Source organism: Plantactinospora sp. WMMB334, assembly GCF_049179095.1.
In the GTDB taxonomy this organism is placed as follows: Bacteria; Actinomycetota; Actinomycetes; order Mycobacteriales; family Micromonosporaceae; genus Plantactinospora.
Genome location: NZ_JBMHME010000002.1, coordinates 2,191,829 through 2,210,174, shown reverse-complemented (window position 1 = coordinate 2,210,174; position 18,346 = coordinate 2,191,829). Strand labels below are relative to the sequence as shown.

12 protein-coding genes and 3 pseudogenes are annotated in these 18,346 nt (G+C 72.5%); 9 read left to right on the top strand and 6 right to left on the bottom strand.

Annotation, left to right across the window (positions count from 1 at the left end; all coding sequences use genetic code 11):
* Positions 1–22: 22 nt before the first annotated feature.
* Together ACN27G_RS09380 and ACN27G_RS09375 are read left to right on the top strand one after the other, a co-directional pair.
* Positions 23–2,215 carry a heavy metal translocating P-type ATPase gene (locus ACN27G_RS09380; protein ID WP_421492381.1) on the top strand — a complete coding sequence of 731 codons (2,193 nt, stop codon included), beginning with the start codon at positions 23–25 and terminating at the stop codon, positions 2,213–2,215.
* A 91-nt stretch (positions 2,216–2,306) separates the two neighbouring features.
* On the top strand, positions 2,307–2,816 hold the full coding sequence (locus tag ACN27G_RS09375) for a hypothetical protein (RefSeq protein WP_421492380.1): 510 nt from the start codon (positions 2,307–2,309) through the stop codon (positions 2,814–2,816).
* A 28-nt stretch (positions 2,817–2,844) separates the two neighbouring features.
* On the opposite strand, the pseudogene ACN27G_RS09370 reads toward ACN27G_RS09375, so the two are convergent.
* The 4 genes and pseudogenes from ACN27G_RS09370 to ACN27G_RS09355 all read right to left on the bottom strand — a co-directional run.
* A pseudogene (locus ACN27G_RS09370) lies at positions 2,845–5,178 on the bottom strand (dipeptide ABC transporter ATP-binding protein); the annotation flags it as partial.
* Positions 5,179–5,197: 19 nt separating this feature from the next.
* The gene (locus tag ACN27G_RS09365) at positions 5,198–6,103 is read right to left on the bottom strand and encodes an ABC transporter permease (RefSeq protein WP_421497285.1); all 906 of its coding nucleotides are present in this window, start codon (positions 6,101–6,103) and stop codon (positions 5,198–5,200) included.
* A 14-nt stretch (positions 6,104–6,117) separates the two neighbouring features.
* On the bottom strand, positions 6,118–7,077 hold the full coding sequence (locus tag ACN27G_RS09360) for an ABC transporter permease (protein ID WP_421492379.1): 960 nt from the start codon (positions 7,075–7,077) through the stop codon (positions 6,118–6,120).
* A gap of 78 nt (positions 7,078–7,155) precedes the next feature.
* On the bottom strand, positions 7,156–8,961 hold the full coding sequence (locus tag ACN27G_RS09355) for a peptide ABC transporter substrate-binding protein (RefSeq protein WP_421492378.1): 1,806 nt from the start codon (positions 8,959–8,961) through the stop codon (positions 7,156–7,158).
* A 221-nt stretch (positions 8,962–9,182) separates the two neighbouring features.
* Here ACN27G_RS09355 and ACN27G_RS09350 point away from each other — a divergent pair, with 221 nt between their 5' ends.
* Genes ACN27G_RS09350 through ACN27G_RS09340 form a run of 3 tightly spaced genes read left to right on the top strand, consistent with a single transcriptional unit; the run spans position 9,183 to position 12,888 of the window.
* The gene (locus tag ACN27G_RS09350) at positions 9,183–10,334 is read left to right on the top strand and encodes an ROK family transcriptional regulator (protein ID WP_421492377.1); all 1,152 of its coding nucleotides are present in this window, start codon (positions 9,183–9,185) and stop codon (positions 10,332–10,334) included.
* A 59-nt stretch (positions 10,335–10,393) separates the two neighbouring features.
* Entirely contained in the window at positions 10,394–11,866 is a 1,473-nt protein-coding gene (locus tag ACN27G_RS09345; RefSeq protein WP_421492376.1) for a M81 family metallopeptidase, read from the top strand.
* Positions 11,863–12,888, top strand: coding sequence for an ROK family protein (locus ACN27G_RS09340; RefSeq protein WP_421492375.1), 1,026 nt, complete (start codon positions 11,863–11,865; stop codon positions 12,886–12,888). The genes ACN27G_RS09345 and ACN27G_RS09340 overlap by 4 nt, the downstream gene beginning before the upstream one ends.
* Before the next feature lie 25 nt (positions 12,889–12,913).
* Here ACN27G_RS09340 and ACN27G_RS09335 read toward each other — a convergent pair whose 3' ends face one another.
* Complete coding sequence (locus ACN27G_RS09335; protein WP_421492374.1) at positions 12,914–14,071, bottom strand: low temperature requirement protein A; 1,158 nt, start codon at positions 14,069–14,071, stop codon at positions 12,914–12,916.
* 162 nt (positions 14,072–14,233) lie between these two features.
* On the opposite strand from ACN27G_RS09335, the gene ACN27G_RS09330 reads away from it, so the two are divergent.
* The 3 genes and pseudogenes from ACN27G_RS09330 to ACN27G_RS09320 form a co-directional block, all read left to right on the top strand.
* Positions 14,234–15,412, top strand: coding sequence for a low temperature requirement protein A (locus tag ACN27G_RS09330; protein ID WP_421492373.1), 1,179 nt, complete (start codon positions 14,234–14,236; stop codon positions 15,410–15,412).
* A gap of 68 nt (positions 15,413–15,480) precedes the next feature.
* Positions 15,481–16,680 carry a hypothetical protein gene (locus tag ACN27G_RS09325; protein ID WP_421492372.1) on the top strand — a complete coding sequence of 400 codons (1,200 nt, stop codon included), beginning with the start codon at positions 15,481–15,483 and terminating at the stop codon, positions 16,678–16,680.
* A gap of 30 nt (positions 16,681–16,710) precedes the next feature.
* Positions 16,711–16,911 (top strand): annotated as a pseudogene (locus ACN27G_RS09320) (nucleoside hydrolase); the annotation flags it as partial.
* A 194-nt stretch (positions 16,912–17,105) separates the two neighbouring features.
* Here ACN27G_RS09320 and ACN27G_RS09315 read toward each other — a convergent pair.
* Positions 17,106–17,189 (bottom strand): annotated as a pseudogene (locus ACN27G_RS09315) (hypothetical protein); the annotation flags it as partial.
* 98 nt (positions 17,190–17,287) lie between these two features.
* On the opposite strand from ACN27G_RS09315, the gene ACN27G_RS09310 reads away from it, so the two are divergent.
* The gene (locus ACN27G_RS09310; protein ID WP_421492371.1) at positions 17,288–18,289 is read left to right on the top strand and encodes a 2-dehydropantoate 2-reductase; all 1,002 of its coding nucleotides are present in this window, start codon (positions 17,288–17,290) and stop codon (positions 18,287–18,289) included.
* Positions 18,290–18,346 lie beyond the last annotated feature (57 nt).

Sequence of the window (18,346 nt, the reverse complement as noted above, 5' to 3'; positions counted from 1 at the left end):
CGGGATCGAGGAGGTGCTGGAGATGCGACAGGAAGCGCATACGGCACGGCTGGACGTCACGCATGGTGAAGACGCGGGTCATGGTGGACACGCGGGTCATGGTGGGCCCGCCGGTCCTGACGGTCACGAGGGGCATGGAGGTCCGCCCGGCCACGACGGTCACCGGGGACACGACAAGCACGCCGGCCATGACCCGGAGATGTTCCGGCGCACGTTCTGGCTGAGCCTGGCCCTGACCGTTCCGATCGTGGCGACCAGCCACATGGTCATGGACTGGTTCGGCTACACGGTGGACTTCCCGGGCATGTCCTGGGTCGGCCCGGTGCTCGGCTCCGTCGTCTTCTGGTACGGCGGCTGGCCGTTCCTGGCGGGCGGCGTCCGGGAGCTGCGTGACCGTGCCCCCGGCATGATGCTGCTGATCTCGATGGCGATCACCGTCGCCTACGTCGCCTCGCTCGCCACCAGCGTCGGCGCCTTCGACCTCGACTTCTGGTGGGAGCTCGCCGCCCTGGTCACCATCATGTTGCTCGGCCACTGGCAGGAGATGAAGGCCATCGGCCAGGCCCGGGGCGCGCTCGCCGCCCTGGCCGCACTGCTGCCCGACGACGCCGAACGTGTCGGCGCCGACGGTCAGGTGCGCCCGGTCCCGGCCACGGAGCTGACCGTCGGCGACGTCGTGCTGGTCCGCTCCGGTGCCCGGGTCCCGGCCGACGGCCGGATCGTCGACGGCGAGGCCGAGCTCGACGAGTCCATGATCACCGGGGAGTCCCGGCCGGTGACCCGCGCGAGCGGCGACCGGGTGGTCGCCGGCACGGTCGCCACCGACTCGGCGATCCGGGTCCGGATCGAGGCGGTCGGCGAGGACACCGCGCTGGCCGGCATCCAGCGCCTGGTCGCCCAGGCCCAGGCCGCCGGCGGTCGCGCCCAGGTGCTTGCCGACCGGTTCGCCGCGCTGCTCTTCTACGTCGCGATGGCCGCCGCCATCGTCACCTTCGCGGTCTGGTGGGCGTTCGGCGACCTCGACGAGTCAGTGGTACGCACCGTCACCGTGCTCGTGATCGCCTGCCCGCACGCCCTCGGGCTGGCCATCCCGTTGGTGATCTCCCTGTCGACCGCGGTCGCGGCAAAGGCCGGCATCCTGGTCAAGGACCGGCTCGCGCTGGAGCGGATGCGTACCGTGCAGGCGGTGCTGTTCGACAAGACCGGGACCCTGACCAGGGGCGCCCACACCGTCACCGGGATCACCGCCGCCGTAGGCGAGACCGAGGACCAGGTGCTGCGACTGGCCGCAGCGGTGGAGGCCGACAGCGAACACCCGCTCGCCAGGGCGATCGTGGCCGCCGCCGCGCCCGTCGGTCCGGCGTCCGCATCGGACTTCCGCTCCCTGACCGGCCGGGGCGTACAGGCCGGTGTCGACGGCATCCGGTACGCCGTCGGCGGCCCGGCCCTGCTCCGCGAGTTCGGCGCGCAGGTGCCGGACGACCTCGTCGCCACCACCGAGGACTGGTCACGGCGCGGCGCCGCCGTACTGCACCTGCTCCGGCTCGACGGTGAGCGGGCCGAGGTGCTCGGGGCACTGAGCCTGGAGGACGAGATCCGTCCCGAGGCCCGGGAGGCGATCAGCCAGCTACGCGAGCAGGGAGTGGACAAGATCGTCATGATCACCGGTGACGCCCGGCCGGTCGCCGACGCCGTCGCCGCCGACCTCGGTTTCCGGCCCGGTGTGGACGAGGTGTTCGCCGAGGTGCTGCCGGCCGACAAGGACCGGGCGGTCAGCGACCTCCAGTCCCGCGGCCTGACCGTGGCGATGGTCGGCGACGGTGTCAACGACGCCCCGGCGCTGGCCCGCGCCGACGTCGGCATCGCGATCGGCGCCGGTACCGACGTGGCGGTCGAGTCCGCCGGCGTCGTCCTCGCCTCCTCCGACCCCCGGGGAGTCACCGGGGTCATCCGGCTCTCCAGGGCGTCGTACCGGAAGATGCTGCAGAACCTGGCCTGGGCCGCCGGCTACAACATCGTCGCGATCCCACTGGCCGCCGGGGTACTGGCCTGGGCGGGCCTGACCCTGAGCCCGGCCGTCGGAGCGGTGCTCATGTCCGCCTCCACCATCGTGGTCGCCGTCAACGCACAACTCCTGCGCCGGGTACGCCTCACTCCCGAACCACGGTACGGACACGGGCTCCCCCGGCCGGCGATTCGCACACCTGTCGGGTAACTTCTCTTCTCGGCCGTCGCCCACCGAGGAGTAGGTGTCAGGCGAGGAACAGGTCTCAGGTGACCACGGCCAGGACAGGGAGAGCGCAGGCATGGGTAAGCGGACCGTTCACGTCTCCGACTTCAGCGGCAAGGTGCTGCCCGGCGCCGACGAGGCGGTACGGATCGTGGTGCTCGACCACCCGGACCTGGTCGCCGGGCCGGTGCAGCTGGAGGCCGAGCCGGCCGAGGTCGAGAGCATCGACGACGCGGCGCTGGACGTCGCGGTCGTGGAGATCCACGACGGCCGGCCGGGCGAGGCCCCCCGCCGGGTGGTGCTCACCGCCAGCGAGTTCGACGCGCTCGCCACCGACGTGCCGATGGCGCAGTTGCTGCGCACCGCCGAACGGGTCCGGCCGGCCAGGGCCAGCCGGGAACGCGTCGACTACGCCAGTCTCGAACACGCCGGCAAGCCGCACCGGGGCCGGGTCACCGAGGAGGAGGCCCGGCTGGTCCGCGACCACCTCGACGAGGTCAACAAGCGCCTCGCCGACGACGGGCTCCGGCAGATCGACCCGGCCGACCCCGAGCACGCCTCCCGGTACGGCTTCGCCACGCCCTGACGACGACCGGCCCGCCGCCCGGTGGGAGCTATCCGGCCGCCCCCGCCCGTACGCCGGCCGCGCTCGACTCCGGACGTAGCGGGAAGTGACAGGCCACCCGGTGCACGGCGCCGGCCAGCGGCGGCTCGGTCCCGCAGATCTCGGCGGCGATCGGGCACCGGGTGCGGAACCGGCACCCGGTCGGCGGGTTCACCGCGCTCGGCAACTCGCCCCGGATCGCCCCGCTCCTCGGCTGCGCGGCGGCGTCGGGGCTGGCGGACGGGACCGCGTCGATCAACGCCTGGGTGTACGGGTGCCGCGCGGACCGGACCACGTCGCGCGCCGGGCCCACCTCGACGAGCTTGCCGAGGTACATCACCCCGATCCGGTCCGACATGTAGTCGACGACCGAGAGGTCGTGGCTGATGAAGACGTACGCCAGCCCGAGCTCACGTTGCAGGTCCCGCATCAGGTTGAGCACCTGGGCCTGGATCGAGACGTCGAGCGCGCTCACCGGCTCGTCCCCGACGATCAGCCGGGGTCGCAGGGCCAGCGACCGGGCCAGGCCGATCCGTTGCAACTGACCGCCGGAGAACTCGTGCGGATAGCGTTCCAGTACCCGCCGGGAGAGCCCGACCTGGTCGAGCAGGTCCGTGATCCGCGCCCGGCGGGCCGCGCCGTCGCCGACCTGCTGGATCTCCAGCGGCTCGGCGAGGATCGCGTCGACCCGCATCCGGGGGTTCATCGCCGCGTAGCTGTCCTGGAACATCAACTGGACCTGCCGGTGCATCCGGCGGCGTTCCCGCCGTCGCAGGCCGGCGATGTCGGTGCCGTCCAGGACGATCCGGCCGGCGGTGGGGCGCTCCAACCCGACCATCAGCCGCCCCACCGTGGACTTGCCGCAGCCGGACTCGCCCACCAGCCCGAACGTCTCCCCCGGCTGGACGTCCAGCGACACCCCGGCGACCGCGCTGACCTGCCCGGCGGCCCGGCGCAGCAGGCCGCCACCACCGGCGGGATAGTTCTTGACCAGGTCCCGGACCGACAGGATCGGCGCCGGACCGGCACCGGTAGCGCCGGTGACCGCCGTGCCAGCGGCACGGTCGAGCGGCACCCCAGCGGCACGGTCGGGCGGCACCCCAGCGGCACGGTCGGGCGGCACCCCAGCGGCACGGTCGAGCGGCACCCCAGCGGCACGGTCGAGCGGCACCCCAGCGGCACGGTCGAGCGGCACCCCAGCGGCGCCGTCGAGCGGCGCGCCCGACTCGACGACGGCAGCCACGTCGCGTGGTGCGTCGGCCGGCGCGTCCGGTGGGACCGCGGCCTTCGCGTCGGCCGGCACGTCCGGTAGGACGGGGGCCGGTGCGTCCGGGCGCCGGGCCAGGGCCGTGGCCGGTGCGGCGGACGGGATCGTGGCCGGTGCGGCGACCGGGTGCAGGCAGGCGTACCGGTGCCGGCCGCCGGGGGTCAGCACCACCTCGGTGCCGCGACACTCGTCGGTGGCGTGCCGGCAGCGGGGGGCGAAGCGGCAGCCGGTGAGCGGCCGGGAGAGGTCCGGCGGCAGGCCGGGGATGCTGTAGAGCCGGGCCTGCTCGGTGCGGACCGCCGACTCCGGCAGCGCCTCCAGCAGCGCCTCGGTGTAGCGGTGCCGGGGCGACCGGAACAGCTCGCCGGTGCCGGCGACCTCGACCACCCGGCCGGCGTACATCACGGCGACCCGGTCGGCCCGGCCGGCGATCACGCCGAGGTCGTGGGTGACCAGGACGACCGCCATCCCGAACTCCTCCCGCAGGTCGTCGAGGAGTTCGAGGATCTGCCGCTGGGTGGTCACGTCGAGCGCGGTGGTCGGCTCGTCCGCGATGAGCAGCCGGGGCGAGCAGACCAGCGCCATCGCGATGGCGACCCGCTGGCGCATCCCGCCGGAGAGTTCGTGCGGGTAGTTCTCCACCACCCGGTCCGGGCGGGGCATCCCGACCCGGCGCAGGATCTCGACCGCCCGCTCCCGGGCCTGCGCCCTGCCGACCCGCTGGTGCACCCGCAGCGGCTCGGCGACCTGGGTGCCGATCCGCATCGTCGGGTTCAGCGAGGTCAGCGGGTCCTGGAAGACCATGCCCATCCGGACGCCCCGGATCCGGCGTACCTCCTCGGGAGGCAGCGACCGCAGGTCGCGGCCCTCGAAGCGGATCTCGCCGCCGACCACCTCGCCGCCCGGCGGCAGCAGCCCCATCACCGACAGCGCGGTCATCGTCTTGCCGCTGCCCGACTCGCCGACGATGCCGAGGGTCTCCCCCGGCCGGACCGCCAGGCTCACCCCGTCCAGGGCGTGCACGGTGCCGCGCCGCAGCGCGATGTCGGTACGCAGCTCCCGCAGCTCCAGCAGCGGTGCGGTCATCGTCCCACTCCTAACGTCGCCGGAGGCGGACCTCGAAGGCGTCCCTCAGCCCGTCGCCGATGAAGTTGAAGGCGAGCACGATGAGGATGATGGCGATCCCGGGCGGATACAGCAGCCACCAGTGCCCGCTGTAGGTGTCCGCGAGGCCGTCGGAGAGCATGCCGCCCCAGTTCGCGGCCGGTGGCGGGACACCGAGGCCGAGGAAGGAGAGGTAGGCGACGTAGAGGATCGCGTCGGCGACCTGGAAGGTCGCGTTGACGATCACCGTGCCGATGGCGTTCGGCACGATGTGCCGGCGGACCGCCCGGCCGCCGGTGCCGCCCATCGCCCGCATGGCCTGGACGTACTCCCGGGTGCGCAGGCTCAATGCCTCACCCCGGACCAGCCGGGCCGGGCCGAGCCAGGCGAAGGCGCCGATGATCAGGATCAGCATCGGCACGCTCGGCGTGACGATCGCCGCCAGCAGCATGAAGAGGAAGAGCGACGGGATCGACATCATCGCGTCGACCACCCGCATCATCGCCGCGTCGACCCAGCCGCCGACGAAGCCGGCGACCGCGCCCCAGACGGTGCCGAGGAAGGTGGCGAGGAGCCCGGCCGCCAGCCCGACGATGATCGAGGTCTGGCCGCCGAGCATCAGCCGGCCGAGCTGGTCGTAGCCGACGCCGTCGGTGCCGAGCGGATGCCCGGCGCCCGGTGCCAGGTGCACCCTGGTGAGGTCGGTGTGCACCTGGTCGGTGTGGTAGAAGAGCGGCCCGAGGAAACAGACCCCGGCCAGCAGCACGAAGAGTCCCAGCCCGACCAGGGCCAGCCGGTTCTCGCGGAAGACCGCGAAGCCCTGCCGCCACAGGCCGTGCAGCGGGGCGTCGTCGGAGGCGGCCGGCTGCGGTGCGCGTACGGGTGGCGGGGCGGCCACCTCGGGAAGGGTGGTCACGACGTGCTCCCCCGGAGTCGCACCCGCGGATCGACCGCGGCGTAGAGCAGGTCGGCGAGGAGCGCCCCGAGCACCGTCGCCACCGAGATGATCAGCGTGACCCCGAGCAGGATCGGGAAGTCCCGCTTGAGCGCCGCCTGCCAGAAGAGCTGCCCCATGCCGGGGAAGTTGAAGAGCGACTCCACCACCAGGGCACCGCTGAACAGCGTCGGAAGGTACATCCCGAGCAGGGTGATGACCGGGAAGAGCCCGTTGCGCAGGGTGTGCCGGAGCACCACCCGCCGCTCGGAGAGCCCCTTGGCGCGGGCGGTCCGCACATAGTTCTCGTTGAGGTTGTCCACCATCGAGGAGCGGACGTAGCGGGAGTAGACCGCGATGGTGACGATCGCGAGGGTGACGGTGGGCAGCACCAGCCCGGCCGGGTCGGCGAGCACCTCGGCCACGGTGAAGCCCTGCGGCGCCTCCGGCGGCAGGATCGGCCAGAGCTGCGAGAAGACGATGATCAGCATCAGGCCGAGGAAGAAGATCGGGGTGGCGTACGCGAGCAGCGACAGCGAGGTGATGGCGTAGTCCGGCCAGCGGTTGCGGCGTACCGCCTGGATCACCCCGAGCGGGATGGCGACCGCGATCGCCAGCAGGGTCGAGAGCAGCGACAGCACCATGGTCTTCGGCAGCCGCTGGCCGACCGCCTCGGTCACCGACTGGTTGAGCTGGAACGAGTAGCCGAGGTCGCCGTGCAGCAGGCGTTGCACGTACATGCCGTACTGCTGGATCCAGGGCCGGTCGTAGCCCATCTCGTGGTTGAACGCCGCCAACTGTTCGAGCGTCGCCTCTTTGCCCAGGGTGGCCCGGGCCGCACCGCCGGGCAGGAGGTGCAGCAGCAGGAACGCGATCACGGTGACGAGCACGACGACGACGAGCGCCTGGCCCAGGCGCGTGACGAGGTACCGGACCACGGGCGGATCCTTCCCGGTCGAGGGCTCCGGCGGCGCCACGGGGGCACCGCCGGAGCCGGGACGGTCAGTGACTGCCGGCTACTTCCAGGACCAGTCCTGGAAGTACATGTTGTTCATCGGGTCCTGCGGCTCGACGCCCTGCAACCCCGACCGGTACGCCGAGATCTGGTACACCGGGTTCGGCATCCAGAGCACCGGCAGGTCCCGCGCCAGGAAGTCGTTGTACGCCTTCAGCGCGGTGTCGTCCCCGGAGAACTGCGTCGCCTCGATGAGCTGGTCGGCCTGCGGGTCGCTGTAGCTGCCCAGGTTGACCGGCGCGTCGGTGGCGAAGAGCCGCTCGCCGCTGGCGAACGCCGGGTAGTACCAGCTCCCCTGCGAGCCGAAGAAGGACATGTCCCAGGTGCAGCTCGCCTCGGTCGGCTCGCAGGCCGGGGTGACGGCGACCGAGTCGGGCACCTCCCTGATGGTCAGCTCGATGCCGAGCTTGGCCATCTGCGACTTGATCTCGGCGAACATCCTGGTGGTGGCGGCGAAGCCGCTCTGGCTGGTGACGGTGAAGGCCAGCGGCGTGCCGGCGGCGACGCCCGCGCCGCACTGGTTCGCCCCGGTGCCCGCCGACAGGCAGGTGGTCCGGCCGTCGGGGGTCACCTTCCAGCCGTGGCTCTCCAATAGTTCTTTCGCTTTGTTCGGGTCGAAGGAGTAGACGCAGCCGTTCTCGCCGGAGCCGGCGGTGCCCGGCTCGAGCGGCACCGGGCCGCAGGTGGGTGCGGCCATGCCGGACCAGATGACCTTGTTGATGGTCGGCTGGTCGATCAGCATCTGCATCGCCTGCCGCAGGTAGTCCTGCTTGAAGAGCACGCCCGTCTTCGGGTTGTTGAAGTTGAGCTGGAGGTAGGTGATGGACCAGCCGTACCAGGGAGCGACCGTGTAGCCCTTGGACTCCAGGTAGGACTGCTGGGAGAGGTTGGCCGCCGGGACGTAGCCGTAGTCGATCTCACCGGCCCGGAGCACGTTGAACTCCGCGTCGTCGCCGGTGAAGGGACGCAGCACGATCGTCGACAGCTTCGGCTTGTCCGAGCCGGAATAGTTCGGCTGCGCGGCGAGCACGACCTCGCCGTTCGGCACGTACTTCTCCAGCTTCCACGGACCGCTGTTGACCTTCCAGAGGTCGTTGGTCGCGTATGTCTTGGGGTCCTTCGCCGCCGCGGTGAGGAAGTCGAAGACCTTCTTCGCCCCCTCCGGGGTCCGGTCCAGGTCGCCGACGCTCGCGGTGGCGGAGTCCTTGTCCCAGACGTGCTGCGGCATCGGGGTGATCCGGTTGAGCTGGTTTCCGACGAACCAGGCCGTGTTGTAGACCTGGGTCGTGGTCAGCGAGAAGGTCTTCTCGTCCTTGATCGTCCAGTTGGCGACGTTGTCCGGGAAGCCGCCCTTGCGGTACGACGCCCACTTGTCCTTGTTCGCCGTGACGACGTTCCACCAGAAGTCGACGTCCCGGGTGGTGATCGGCTTCCCGTCGGACCAGGTGTTCTCCTTCAGCGTGATCGTCAGGGTCCGGCCACCGTCGCTCACCTCGGGCGGCTCGGCCAGCGAGCGTTCGGTGTCGATGTTGTACTTCGCCGTACCGTCCAGGCGGTACTGGTAGAGCGGCCGGTACTGGGCGTTGCCGAAGATGGCGTTCTCGCCCTGGGTGAAGCCGGGTGCCGAGATGGGCAGGATCCAGTTCGGGGTCCGGAACGCCACGGTCGCCGTGTCCCTGCCCTGGCTTCCGCCCTGCCCCGACGAACTGGCGTCGCCACTACAGGCGACGAGCCCTGTCCCGAGGGCGAGCGCACTGGCCACGGCCACGGTGCCGCGCAGTGCCCGCCGGTGGTATCTGCTCCTCATACGTCTCCTCGATCAACACGCGGGGGCTTCCCGGGCGGTCAATGCGGAGAATGTATAGGCGATGAAGTTTCGAGTCAACGGAACTAAGCCACTTCCTTCGAAGACTTCCAACGGTCTAGGATCAAAGCCGCCGAAGCATCTTCCGATACCCTTCGCGGTGGTGTCCCGTCCCCGGCAACCGCACGGGGAGCGGCGGATGACCGGCCAGCAGAAGGAGAGGTATGTCGGACTCGTCGATCTCCGCCACCCTGCGCGACCAGACGCTCAGCCTGCTCGCCAGCGGCGAGGCGACCTCCCGGGCCGAGCTCGTCGAGGCGCTGCAGGTCGCACCCTCGACCGTCACCGGGTTGGTGCGGCGCCTCCTGGCGGAGGGCATGATCCTGGAGGAGGGTGTCGGCCGCTCCACCGGCGGGCGACGGCCCCGGATCCTGCGCCTCCGCGAGCCGGAGGGTGTGCTCGCCGTCGCCGAGCTCGGCGCCCGGCACGCCAGGGTCGGTCTCTGCACCCCCGACGGCCGGCTGCTCACGACCGAGGAGGTCGCGATCGACATCGCCGCCGGCCCCGGCGAGGTCTTCGACACCGTCGAGGCCGCCCTCGGCCGGATCCTGGCGGCCAGCGCACCCGGTCAGGCACTGCTCGGCGTCGGCGCCGCACTGCCCGGCCCGGTCGACCACCTGCGAGGCCGGCTCGTCGGGCCCGCCCGGATGCCCGGCTGGAGCGGCGTCGACGCGCGGACCGAGCTGGGACAGCGCTTCGAGGCGCCGGTGGTGGTCGAGAACGACGCGCGGGCGGCGGCGATCGGTGAGTACGTCATCCGGGGCCGGGACAGCGGGGACATGATCTACGTCAAGGCCGGCACCGGCATCGGCGGCTGCCTGGTCAGCGCCGGCCAGGTCTACCGGGGCGGCCGCGGGCTCAGCGGCGACGTCACCCACGTGCGGGTGGCGGACAGCGGCGGCGAGCGGCACTGCTCGTGCGGCAGCCGGGGCTGCCTGGAGACGGTGGCCAGCGGCGCCGCCCTGGCCGCCCGGCTCGTCGAGCAGGGCCAGCCGACCACCACCACCCAGGACGTCATCACCGCGGTCGTCAACGCCGAACCGGCCGCCGTCACCCTGGTCCGGCGCGCCGGTGGGCTGCTCGGGGTCGCCCTCTCCGGCCTGGTCAACTTCCTCAACCCCGACGCCGTCGTCATCGGCGGGGCCCTCTCCAGCCTCGACGTCTACGTCGCGGCGGCCCGGGGCATGCTCTACGAGCGCTGCCTGCCGTCGATGACCCAGTCCCTCGCCATCGAGGCCAGCGCCGCCGGCCCGGACGCCGCCCTGGTCGGCCTCGGGCACCTGGTACGCGCCACGGCCGACACCCGGACCGCCTGACGGCCCACACCCGAACACCCGACGCCCGACACACCCGAACCGCCTGAGGAGTTCCACCCGTGCACCGTCCGCTGCGGATCGCCATCGGCGGCATCCACATCGAGTCCAGCACCTTCTCGCCGCACCTGAGCACCGCCGACGACTTCGAGGTGACCCGGGGCGACGCGCTGCTGGCCCGCTACGCCTGGCTCGCGCCGCCGCTCCAGCCGTGGGCCGGCGGCGTCGAGTGGCTGCCGCTGGTGCACGCCCGGGCGCTGCCCGGCGGGGCGGTCGACGCCGCCAGCTACGACGCCTGGGCCGCCGAGCTCGTCGACGGGCTCGCCCGGCTCGGGCCGGTCGACGGCGTACTCCTGGACATCCACGGCGCGATGAGCGTGGTCGGGCGCGAGGACGCCGAGGGCGACCTGGTCACCGCGATTCGCGCGGCGATCGGACCGGAGCCGTACGTCTCGGCCGCGATGGACCTGCACGGCAACGTCTCGCCGGTGCTCTTCGCCGGCTGCGACCTGCTCACCTGCTATCGCACCGCGCCGCACGTCGACGTCGGGGAGACCCGCGAGCGGGCGGCCCGCAACCTGGTCGAGGCGCTGCGCCGGGGGCGGCGCCCGCACAAGGCCCTGGTGCACGTGCCGATCCTGCTGCCCGGCGAGATGACCAGCACCCGGGTCGAGCCGGCCCGCGGCCTCTACGCCCGGATCCCGGAGATCGAGTCCCGGCACGGGATCGTCGACGCGGCGATCTGGATCGGCTTCGCCTGGGCCGACCAGCCCCGCTGCCGGGGCGCGGTCGTGGTCACCGGCACCGACGCGGTGGCGACGACCGCGGCGGCCCGGGAACTCGGCGAACACTTCTGGGCCGCCCGCGACGGGTTCACCTTCGTCGCGCCGACCGGCAGCCTGGACGAGTGCCTCGACCAGGCGCTCGCCGCCGTCGCCGACCCGGCCCGGCGACCCTTCCTCGTCAGCGACTCCGGGGACAACCCGGGCGCCGGTGGCGCCGACGACGTCACGTTCGCGCTGGCCCGGATGCTGGCCCGCCCCGAGATCGTCGGCGGTGCGGTCCGTGCGGTGCACGCCTCGCTGGTCGACCCGGACGCCGTGGCGCAGGTCGCCGACCAGCCGCCCGGCACGCCGGTCAGCGTCACGGTCGGCGGCCGGATCGACCCCCGGGACCCCGGTCCGGTACGCCTGGACGGAGTGCTGGAGGCGGTCGCCGACGATCCGGCCGGCGGGCGCTGCGTGAGCGTACGGGTCGGCGGGCTGAGCGTCTTCGTCACCTCCCGCCGGATGCAGTACCGCGAACTCGCCTCGTACGCCCGGCTCGGCGTCACCGTCGACGCCGTCGACCTGGTGGTGGTGAAGATCGGCTACCTGGAGCCCGAGCTCTACGAGGCGGCCGGCGACTGGTTGCTGGCGCTGACACCGGGCGGGGTCGACCAGGACCTCGTGCGGCTGCCGTACCGGCACCTGGTACGGCCGCTCTTTCCGCTCGACCGCGACTTCGTCGCGGACCTCACCGTGGCGACCGCGTGATCCCGCCCGCCACCGGCGCCCGGCCGGGGTCCCGGTCCGGGACGCTCGTCACCGGCCCCGGTGTCCTCGCCGTCGACGTCGGGGGGACGACGATCAAGGGAGCGGCCTTCGACGAGGACGGCCGGGTCCGGCACTCGGTGGTGGTGCCGTCCCGGGCCGACGGCGATCCGGTCGGCGCGCTCCGGGCGCTCTGCCGGCGGCTGCGCGACGAGGCGCTCGCCGCCGGTGTCACGCCGGCCGGGATCGGCGTGGTCACCCCCGGCATCGTCGACGAGGCCGCCGGCGTGGTGCGGTACGCCTCGAACATCCGCTTCCGCGACGTGCCGCTGCGCGCCCTGGTCGGCGACGACCTGGGACTGCCGGTCGCGGTCGGGCACGACGCGCGGGCGGCCGGGGTCGCCGAGGCGGTCGCCGGGGCCGGCCGGGGTCTGGCCAACTTCCTGCTGCTGCCGCTCGGCACCGGCATCGCCGCCACGGTGGTGCTGGACGGCGGGCCGGTGCCCGGCACGGCCTGGTCGGCCGGGGAGGTCGGACACATGCCGGTGCACCCCGGCGGCGAACCCTGCAGTTGCGGCCAGCGCGGCTGCCTGGAGGTGTACGCCTCGGCCGGCGGCCTGGCCCGGCGCTATCTCCGGCTCGGCGGTGCCTCCGGGCTGGACAGCCGGGCCATCGCCGCCGCCGCCTCGACCGACCCGCTGGCCGGCGAGGTCTGGGACGCCGCGACACACGCGCTGGGAATCGCCCTGGCCACCCTCACCCTGACCCTGGACCCGGCCCGGATCGTGCTCGGCGGCGGTCTCGCCGAGGCCGGCGCCCAGCTCTTCGACCCGGTACGCGACGCGCTGCGTGCGGCACTGGCCTGGCGGAGCGCGCCCGAGGTGGTCCCCTCCGCGTTCGGCACCCGGGCCGCCCAGGTGGGCGCCGCGATCCTGGCCCGCCGGGCAGCCGGCCTGCCGGTGCCGGAGGGTTGGGCCGCACCCGTCCCCGCTGCCGGCCGGGGGCCCGTGGTCCGCGTCCCCTGACCACCCCGCACCGGCGCCGACGGCATCACCGGCGTCGCCTGGCCGCGGCCGTCTCGACCAGGAGGGTGGCCAGCAGGACGAGGGCCCCCACCAGCATGACTCCCACCGGCGGTAGCAGGGGCGTCGCCGGCCCGACCAGGGCCAGCACCCCGATCGCAGCCGCCCGGGACGGGGAAATCCGGCCGGTGGTCACCCGGTCGAAGAGACAACTGCCGAGCAGCACGAGCGCCGGGCCGCCGAGGAGGACGGGAATCCAGGCGGCCGGCGATCCGGCGTCCGGGTGTTCGAGCGCGAGGGTGGTGCCGGTGGAGATCAGCAGTACACCGCCGACCATCGTCAGGTGGCTGTAGGACGTGAAGATGCCCGGTCGTATCCCCTCCACCGCGGCGCCCTGCCGCAGCAGCAGGTGCCGCACCTGCCGGCGGTAGAGCAGGAACAACAGCACGGCGCTGCCGAAGGAGACCGCGCAGACAGCCACCTCGCGGGCCGTGAGGTCACTGTAGGCAAGGCCGAGGCCGACGGTCAGCACCAGCTCGCCGAGCGCGATGAGGAAGATCTCCCGGTGCCGTTCGGCCAGGTGCGTGCCGGTAAAGGGCTGGCGGGCGGGTTCGGTGCGGCCGAGCCACGGTGTGGGCCACCTGATCAGGGGCGCTTGGAGTTCCACGGCCACCGCGACCGCCCAGAGCACCAACCGGAGGACCTCGTCCGCGAAGGCTCCGGTGACCCAGAGTGGCGCGGCGACCAGGAACCAGAACAGGATCCGGATGGTGGGGGCCTGGATGTGCCGGTTGACCCTGGTAGCCGCGATGACCACGCCGGCGCGGACGAGATGGATGCCGACGTACGCGACGGCAAAGAGATGACCGCGGTCGGCGAAGGCGGCCGGCACCGCCACCGCCATCAGTAGCGCGCCGAACATGATCACCAGGGTCGTGGCCTGGATGATCGCCAGACGGGGATTGAAGATGTCGGTGAGCCAGGCGGTCAGCACCCACACCCACCAGGCGGCGCAGAGCAGGACCGCGGTCTGGAACACGCCGCGGGCGCTGAGGTCGCCGGCCAGCCCGGTGGAGAGCCGGGAGAGCATGAAGATGTAGACGAGGTCGAAGAAGAGTTCCAGGAACGTCGGATATTCGGGCTCGCCCCGCCTGCGAAGGATCCGGGGCAGCTCGGCGGTCGTCACGACGGGGAGCCTCCTGGGTACCTGTTCCGGTAACCGTACAAAGCCAGACAAGACTTCCGTTGCCGAACGCCGGTACGCGCCCTGCCGATCTCCTATCCTCGAGGGGACAAGGGTGTGCGGCGCTTCGCTCTCCACCGCGCAGGCGACCGGAACGAGCGATCGATGGCGGCGGACGAGGACGGCGGAGCGGCGGAACCGGTCCACGAGACGCCGAACCGTCCCGCGTTCCTGGAACTCTTCTTCGACCTGGCCTTCGTCTTCGTGCTGATCCTGCTCGCGGAGAGGTTGTTCGACGACCTGACCTGGGTGGGCGCCGGACGAACCCTGATCCTGCTGCTCGCCTTCGCGCTGCTCTGGGCGCTGACCGCCTGGGCGGGCGATCTGCTGAGCCCGGCGCTCCTGCTGCCGCGGGTCATCGGTTCCATGGTGGGCATCCTGCTGATGGGCGCCACGGTGATGGACGCGTACGGGTCTCGCGGGTTGCTCTTCGCCTCCACCTACGTCGGGGTCACCATCGGCACGGGCCTCTACATGATGATCCTGGGCCCGCCCGCCCTGCGGCTGCGGACCGTCCGGATCTTCTGCTGGTTCGTCCTCTCCTCGGCCGGCTGGCTCGCCGGCGGAACCCTGTCGGGCACGGCCCGGGACGCGCTCTGGGCGGCGGCGATCACGATCGAGTACGTCGGGGCGACGCTCGGCTGGCCCGTGCCGGGGTCGTGGCGCCGCGTGCCCCGGCACAACCAGCGGCTCGTCGGCGAGCGGATCGCCGAGCGCTACCGGCAGTTCGTCATCGTCGCGCTCGGCGTCTCGATCTATGTCACCGGCAGCGCCTTCACCACGGGTGCGTACACCGTGCCGCACGCCGTGGCGCTGGTCGTGGTCATCGCGGTCAAGGTGATGATCTGGCGGGTCTACATCGGTGGCGCGGGGGCGCTGATGGCCGCCACCATCGCCCGGTCCGCCGATCCGATCCGGCTCAGCCAGCTCACCGCCCTGCTACATCTGATCATGGTGACCGGAATCATCGGCACGGCCGTCACCAGCAAGCTCGTCATCGGTCGCCCGTTCGGGGAGACCCCGGGTTCCTGGACGGTGGTCGTCGTCGGCGCCCCGATGCTCTTCCTGATCGCTCGCGGCGCGCTCGGCTACATCGTGTTCGCGCGGGTCAGCCCGGCCATCGTGATCGGACTGCCGCTGCTGGCCGCCCTGACCGCCGCCGCCCCGCTGGTGCCACCGGTCACGTTGGCCCTCGGCGTCCTGATCATCCTGACCGGCATCGCGGCCCAGAACACGGTCTCGTGGCGCAGGCGTCCACTCGTCCCGACCGGGCGCGGCGGCTGAGTCCGGCCGGGCGAGCACGCCTTCCGGCCGATGACGCTGGTCCGGGCGGCCGGGCCTACGATCTGCCGATGCGCACCAGGACCGCCCCGGGGCTGATCGTGACCGTGTTGACCGCAGTCGTCGGCCTGACCGGCTGTGGCTCCTCCGCGGGTGAGCGGGCGGCGACCCCGCGGTGGGATCCGTCGGCCGCCGGAACCGCCACGGCGACACCTGCGCCGTCCGACACGACCACACCGCAGGCGACGCCCACCCCCGCGCCCCGGACGGTGCCCGCGCTGCCCAGACCGGGCAACCCCAGGGGCCGGGCCGCCGTCCCGGCCGAGGCCCGCGCGGTGCAGACGTCCCGCCCCACCAGGGTGATCGGCAACGGTACGCCGGCAAGCTGCACCTCGGAGGCGGTGGTCTCGGCGGTGGCCAGGGGCGGCATCATCACCTTCTCCTGCGGCCCCGCCCCGGTCACCATCACGATGAGGGCGACCGCGAAGATCAGAAACTCGACCGGCCCCCGGATCGTGCTCGACGGCGGCGGCAGGGTCACGCTCAGCGGCGGCGGTAAGCGCCGGATCCTCTACATGAACACCTGCGACCAGGCGCAGGGCTGGACCACCTCGCACTGCCAGGACCAGGACCATCCGCAGCTCACCGTGCAGAACCTGGTCTTCGCCGACGGCAACTCCACCGGCGACCGCGCCGAGGGCGGTGGCGGCGGCGCGATCTTCGTCCGGGGCGGCCGGTTCAAGGTGGTCAACTCGCGCTTCGTCCGCAACCGCTGCGACCAGACCGGCCCCGACCTGGGCGGCGCGGCGATCCGGGTGCTCAGCCAGCACAGGAACCTCCCGGTGTACGTGGTGAACAGCACCTTCGGCGGCGCCGCCGGCCAGGGCGGGAGCTGCGCCAACGGCGGCGCGCTGAGCAGCATCGGCGTCTCCTGGGTGGTGCTGAACAGCGTGCTGACCCACAACCGGGCGGTCGGCCGGGGCGCCAACCCGGCCCGGGGCGGTACGCCGGGCGGCGGCAGCGGCGGCGCCATCTACACCGACGGCAACCGGTTCACGGTGACGATCGCCGGCAGCGTCGTGACGGACAACCGTGCCCACGAGGGCGGCGGTGCGGTCTTCTTCGTCAGCAACGACCGGACCGGGACGATGACGATCGAGGGTTCGACGTTGCGCCGCAACCCCAGCGACGGCTTCGAGACCCGGGGCTTTCCCGGCATCTTCTTCCTCGGCGCCCGCAACCCCACGGTGACCGGCTCGACGCTGCGGTAGCGGCCCGTCCCCGGGTGAACAATCATCGACATGGCCGACCGCAGCCTCGTCCTGCTGGACACCGACATCGGCAACGACATCGACGACGCCGTCTGCCTCGCGTACCTGCTGGCGCAGCCCCGCTGCGACCTGCTCGGCATCACGACGGTCAGCGCCGAGCCGGTGGCCCGGGCGTCGCTTGCCAGCGTGCTCTGCCGGGTCGCTGGCCGGGACGTCCCGATCCTGCCCGGTGCGGCCGGCCGACGGCCGGCACCACCACCTTTCGGGCCTCGACCGGCCGCGTCGGGCACGAGGCCGCCGTCGACGTACGCCCGGCGGAAGCCCTCGCGCACTACTTCGAGGTCGTCGACCGGGCCCGGTGACCCCGTGCCCTCCGGGGAGTCCCGGCGCGGCCTGACGAAACCGCGCCACTGTCCGGGAGTGAACGTCAGCACCGGCCCACACGGGTCCCTGCTGTCCCGCGTCGCCTCCGCCCTCCTCGTCGGACGGGTCGGGCTTGTCAGCGTCATCCGAGATTGCATACTGTAGTCAACATAACGCATACGAAAGGGCACACCGCTGCGTCGCCTCGACGCCGTGCGGACGTCGTACGAGAAGGGAGCAGCCCGTGCGAGTTGCTGTGCTCGGAGCCGGCGCCATCGGCGCGTACGTCGGGGCGTCCCTGTGCCGGGCCGGGGTGGACGTCCAACTGATCGCCCGCGGCCCGCACCTGGCCGCACTGCGGGCACACGGGGTCCGGGTGCTGAGCCCGCGCGGCGACTTCGCCGCACACCCGCACGCCACCGACGACCCGACCGAGGTCGGGCCGGTCGACTACGTGTTCCTGGGGCTCAAGGCGCACTCCTACGCCTCGGCGGGGCCGCTGCTCGCACCGCTGCTCGGCCCCGGGACCGCCCTCATCGCGGGGCAGAACGGCATCCCGTGGTGGTATTTCCACAAGCTGCCGGGGCCGTACCAGGGGCACCGCATCGAGGCCGTCGATCCCGGCGGCGCGACCTCGGCGGTGATGGCGCCGGAGCGGGCGATCGGTTGCGTGGTCTATCCGGCGACCGTGATCGAGTCACCCGGGGTGATCCGGCACCTGGAGGGGACCCGGTTCTCCATCGGCGAGCCGGACGGCACGGTCTCGGAGCGCTGCCTGCGGTTCAGCGCGGCGATGGTGGCCGGCGGCCTCAAGTGCCCGGTCGAGCCGCGACTGCGCGACGACATCTGGATCAAGTTGATGGGGAACGTCTCGCTCAACCCGATCAGCGCCCTGACCAGGGCCACGATGGCGGAGATCTGCGAGAGCCCGGGAACCCGCCGGGTGGTCGAGCAGATGATGGCAGAGACCCTGGACATCGCGCACCGGGTCGGCAGCCGACCCGAGATCTCGATCAGCAGACGGGTCGAGGGAGCCCGCCGGGTCGGCCACCACAAGACCTCGATGTTGCAGGACCTCGAGGCGGGCAAGGCGCTGGAGCTCGACGCCGTCGTCGCCGCCGTGGTGGAGATCGCCGACATCACCGGGGCTCCGGCCCCGACCCTGCGCACCATCTACGCCGCGACCGAGCTGCTGGCCAGGACCCTGGCCAGGCCGGCGCCGGCTCCCAGCATGACGGCCGCCTGACCGGCTGGCTCCCCCTTTCGCACAGCACGTGCCAGGCCCTGGAGGCCCCCGTGACCC